We start from the raw sequence: 4529 nt of genomic DNA, 5'->3' as shown, positions 1-4529 counted from the left end.
TGAATCAGGCGGGGGAAGGGGTTTCTCCCGGCTCCGCAGTGACGGCACGCCGGCCGCGAAAAACCCGTTTCCCGTTTCACGTGAAGCAACAAACAAGAAGAAGTTGGCCGCGGCCAACTTTGCCTGCCTGCTTGCCAGAAGCCCTTGAATCATAAGGGTTCTTGGCATGGTTACCGAATCATGTCACTTTCGATACGGATTTTTAGCAATTGCTGCGTAAAAAGCGCATCGAAAGGGGAAATCGATGTTGCAGAATCAAAACGTATCGACGGCCATTTCTTCCGATGCGCGGATTTCACACCACGCGCGGCAGCTGTCTATGCAGTTGCAGTTGCTGCGAGAGCGCCTATTCCCGCCGTCCTCGCAAAAAATGCTCAAAACATTCACCTCTGGTGAGGCGGCTCAGATCGTCGGAGTGTCAGACGGCTACCTTAGACAGCTGTCGCTGGACGGCAAAGGCCCTTCGCCAGCTGTCTCGCCGACAGGAAGACGCTCGTACACCCTCGAACAAATCAACGATCTGCGGAAACACATGGCATCCGCCAAACCGAAGGACGCCATCACATATCTGCCGTGGCGAAGGAGAGGCGATAAGCTTCAGACGATCGCCGTTGCCAATTTCAAAGGCGGCAGCGCAAAGACGACGACATCGATCTACCTAGCACAGCATCTTGCGCTACAGGGATATCGTGTCCTTGCTGTCGATCTCGATCCGCAGGCTTCTTTGTCATCAATGCTTGGCGTTCAGCCAGAATTCGATCTGGAGGAAGGCGACACCCTGTACGGCGCGATCCGTTATGACGACAAACGGCGGCCCCTTAAGGACATCATCCGCAAGACATACTTCGCAGGCCTCGACTTGGTTCCCGGAAACCTTGAGCTGATGGAATTCGAGCACGAGACCCCAACCGCGTTGATGGAGCGGAAGACAACCAACAGCGAAATCTTCTTCAGGCGCGTCGGCGTGGCCTTGGCTGAAGTCGAGGCCGAATACGACATCGTCGTCATCGACTGCCCTCCACAGCTTGGATACCTGACGCTGGGTGCCGTGTGTGCGGCGACCAGCCTGTTGATCACAATCCACCCGCAAATGGTGGACGTCGCATCAATGAGCCAGTTCCTGCTGATGACCGCGGATCTGCTGTCGGTCGTCCGCAAGGCAGGCGGTGACCTGAACCATGATTTCATCCGTTACGTCATCACTCGCCACGAGCCCCATGACGGCCCGCAGGCGCAGATCGTAGCCCTGCTGCGAAGTTTGTTTGGCGACGAGGTTCTGGCGGCGACCGTCCTGAAATCCACGGCAATCGCCGATGCTGGGCTGACAAAGCAGACGCTCTACGAAATTGAAAGGGGACAAGTTCGCCGCGCGACATTCGACCGGGCTATCGAATCCCTCGACGCCGTTAACGGAGAAATCCTGGATGGCATCAAGAGAACGTGGGGGCGGACATGAGCAGGCGGGACAAGCTTACGGGCATCTTTGCCGATACCAGCCGCGAGTTGGCCGCGGCCAACTTTTCGGGGCAGGGCGACGGAGGCCGTGTGTTGGCAGGACCCGTAAGGACGATGGGGCTTGCCCTTGACCGCATGGATCAGGAAGCTCGTGAACTGCAGGAAGCCCTGAAGGCAGGCGAGAAGGTTGTCGAACTCGATCCGGAACTCATCGACGGCTCGTTCGTGCGAGATCGCCTGGACGGTGAGGTTACTGCGACGGACGATTTCGTAAGGTCGATCGAGGAAAACGGGCAAGAGGTGCCGATACTCGTGAGGCAGCATCCCGATCTCGAAGGTCGCTACCAGGTTGCCTACGGGCACCGGAGGCTTCGCGCTGTCCGGCTTCTGAAGCGGAAGGTGAGGGCGGTTGTCAGGCAGTTGACCGACAACGAGCTTGTCGTCGCGCAGGGCATCGAGAACACCGCAAGAAAGGATCTCTCGTACATCGAGCGGGCCCTCTTCGCAGCGAGCCTCGAAAGCCACGACTTCAGCCGGGATGTCATTATGCAGGCGCTGTCGACCGACAAAACGGAGCTTTCCAAGCTGCTTTCCGTCGCAAAAGGCATCCCGAGCGGAATCGTCAAGGCCATCGGCGCAGCGCCCTCAATGGGCCGCCGCAGGTGGATGGAACTCGCTGAAAAGATCGCCGAACCCAACGTGCTGGAAACTGCCCGTAATGCCATCCAGAAGCCCGAGTTCGGGCCCCTGAGCTCGGACGAGCGCTTCATGCTAGTTTTGGCCGAGGTTTCGAAGAAGCCCCAGCGGGAACAGACTGTTAGCGAGTGGAAGCCACAGGACGGCAAGGTTGCTGGGAAGATCAAGGATAACGGGAAGGCGTATACGCTCTCCCTCAAGACTGCCGGGGCTGATGAGGGCTTCGGCGCATATCTGACAGGGCGGCTGGACGATCTCTACGCCGACTGGCAGGCAAGCAGCAAATCGAAGTAGGAGTAGAACCGCAAAAGAAAAAGGCCCCCGAACGACCTTAGTCGTGGAAGCCTCTCTCAAAGTTGTAGCAAACTGAGAATCGCATTTCCACGAATCACTGTCAAGAGTCACAGCGTCGTGTCGGCGAGCGGATTTCTTTTGCCTGATTGAAAGGCGAAGGAAGAAATGGAGACGGGTATTGCAACGACGCCCTTTGGGCGGCGACCGATGTCGCTTGCCATGCTGGCAGCGCAGAATGACTCGAAAGAAATCGCGGAAGGGAAGGCTGTCGACAAATGGCAGGTCTACAGGGACCTGTGTGAGGGAAAAGCTGTCGTCGGCATCGGGGACCGCTCCCTGGCGGTATTGGCAGCGCTGCTGTCATTCTATCCGGACACCGAGCTGAGCGAGGAAAACGGCCTGGTCGTGTTCCCCTCGAACAAACAGCTGGTCCTGCGGTCTCACGGGATGTCGGAGGTAACGCTGCGGCGGCACCTGGCGACCTTGGTGGACAGTGGCCTTATCGTCCGCCGGGACAGCCCGAACGGCAAACGGTACGCCCGCAAGGGGAGGGGAGGGGGCCTTGAGGAAGCGTTCGGCTTCTCGCTTGCCCCAGTACTGGCGCGTGCAGACGAGTTCGCGGAGGCAGCGGAACGCGTTCGAGCGGACAATCGTGCCCTCCGGCTCATGCGAGAGCGCATCACGCTGCACCGCCGGGATATCCAGAAGCTGATCGAAGCGGCCGTCGAGGAAGATGTTCCCGGCGACTGGGGAGACCTGTGGAGGCGTTTCAGGGCAATCGTGGATGCGATTCCTCGGAGGGCGGCGATCGTCGATCTGGCGCCGATTGTGACCGACCTAGCCGAGATCCGTGAGGAGATCGACATCCTGTTGGATTCGCACATGAATGTCGAAGATTCGAACGGCAATGCCGATCGTTTTGAACGGCAGCAATCTGATTCAAATACCGACTCTATTTTTGAATTTGAACCTGCTCCAGAAAAGAGCGGGGCACCGGTCGCGCAAGAACGGCGAACGACGGAACCGCCGAAAGGTTATCAACTTGGGCTTGTATTGAAAGCCTGCCCGGACATTATCGACTACGCTGTGAATGGGATAGCCAACTGGCGCGACCTGATGGAGACCGCCGCCCAGGTGCGGGGCTATCTTGGCGTGTCGCCATCGGCATACGGGGATGCCTGCCTCGTCATGGGACGGGAAACGGCGTCAATCGTGGTCGCCTGCATCCTGCAGCGGGCGCAGCATATTAACTCCGCCGGCGGCTATTTGCGCGTGCTGACGGAGAAGGCGCGGGCAGGGCAGTTTTCTGTCGGACCAATGCTGATGAGCCTTCTTCGAACGCAAAGCCGATCGGGTGAGGCGCGGGCAGGGTGATGGGCGCGATTGTCGCCTAAACGGACAACACGTTTGATCAGGGGCGCACCCCGGGCGATTACCTTCACGCGCTGCAACTGTCGAAGGAGGATAGCAGGGTCGCTCAATGGCCTTACTCCTTTGTCGGCGATGAGGCCGTGGCGGCGTCAGCCGCCTTCTGCTGTGCGACCATGCGCTTAACCAGGGCGAGGAGATCGCGCGTCGTGTCGTGGGACAAGGCCGCCATAAGTTTTGCCAGTTCAAGACGATCCTCGGCTTCCTCTGGCGTCCGGCCCCAAAGATGAGGAGCAGCCTCAAAAAGCATTTCGACCGGCATGAAGCCGAGGATTTCACAGAGGTGGATCATACGAGTGACATGCATTTTGGAGAAAGCACGTTCGTATCGCCCGTAGACAGGCATTGACAGGCCAAGCAAAGGCGCGAGATCCGCGCGCGTCAGCCCTTCGTCCTCGCGCTCCTTGCGAAGAAAGGCCGCGATCTTCTTGTCCATCTCGCCCAGGGTCGTGATGCCGTCAAACCCCGGGCGTCGATAAATCGGCTTGTCAATCTCAGGATCGGTCGTTTCCACCAATCCCTTTGCACTTTTATAGGTGTTCATATCCCGCGTCACGGACCCATCCCTCCAGATGAAAAACCGCCCGCAGGGCGGCACTATGTACCAATTTTGTTAGACTCGGCACTAGTCCCAATCCCCAGGACTAGCTTTTTCC

General features: G+C 58.4%; 4 protein-coding genes. 3 read left to right on the top strand and 1 reads right to left on the bottom strand.

Going from position 1 to position 4529, the window contains the following annotated elements:
• Positions 1-247: 247 nt before the first annotated feature.
• From repA to repC, 3 genes are all read left to right on the top strand, one after another.
• Entirely contained in the window at positions 248-1456 is a 1209-nt protein-coding gene (gene repA / locus E5X88_RS33250; RefSeq protein WP_292168490.1) for a plasmid partitioning protein RepA, read from the top strand.
• Positions 1453-2445, top strand: coding sequence for a plasmid partitioning protein RepB (repB, locus tag E5X88_RS33245; RefSeq protein WP_292168488.1), 993 nt, complete (start codon positions 1453-1455; stop codon positions 2443-2445). Before repA ends, repB begins: the two co-directional genes overlap by 4 nt.
• Positions 2446-2610: 165 nt before the next feature.
• Entirely contained in the window at positions 2611-3819 is a 1209-nt protein-coding gene (gene repC / locus E5X88_RS33240) for a plasmid replication protein RepC (RefSeq protein WP_292168486.1), read from the top strand.
• 112 nt (positions 3820-3931) lie between these two features.
• On the opposite strand, the gene E5X88_RS33235 is transcribed toward repC, so the two are convergent.
• Positions 3932-4417 (bottom strand): helix-turn-helix transcriptional regulator, encoded by a 486-nt coding sequence (locus tag E5X88_RS33235; protein ID WP_292168485.1) that lies wholly within the window; start codon positions 4415-4417, stop codon positions 3932-3934.
• Between the last annotated feature and the right edge of the window lie 112 nt (positions 4418-4529).

The organism is Mesorhizobium sp. (assembly GCF_004962245.1).
Lineage (GTDB): Bacteria > Pseudomonadota > Alphaproteobacteria > Rhizobiales > Rhizobiaceae > Mesorhizobium.
This window is presented reverse-complemented; position numbering and strand designations above follow the sequence as displayed.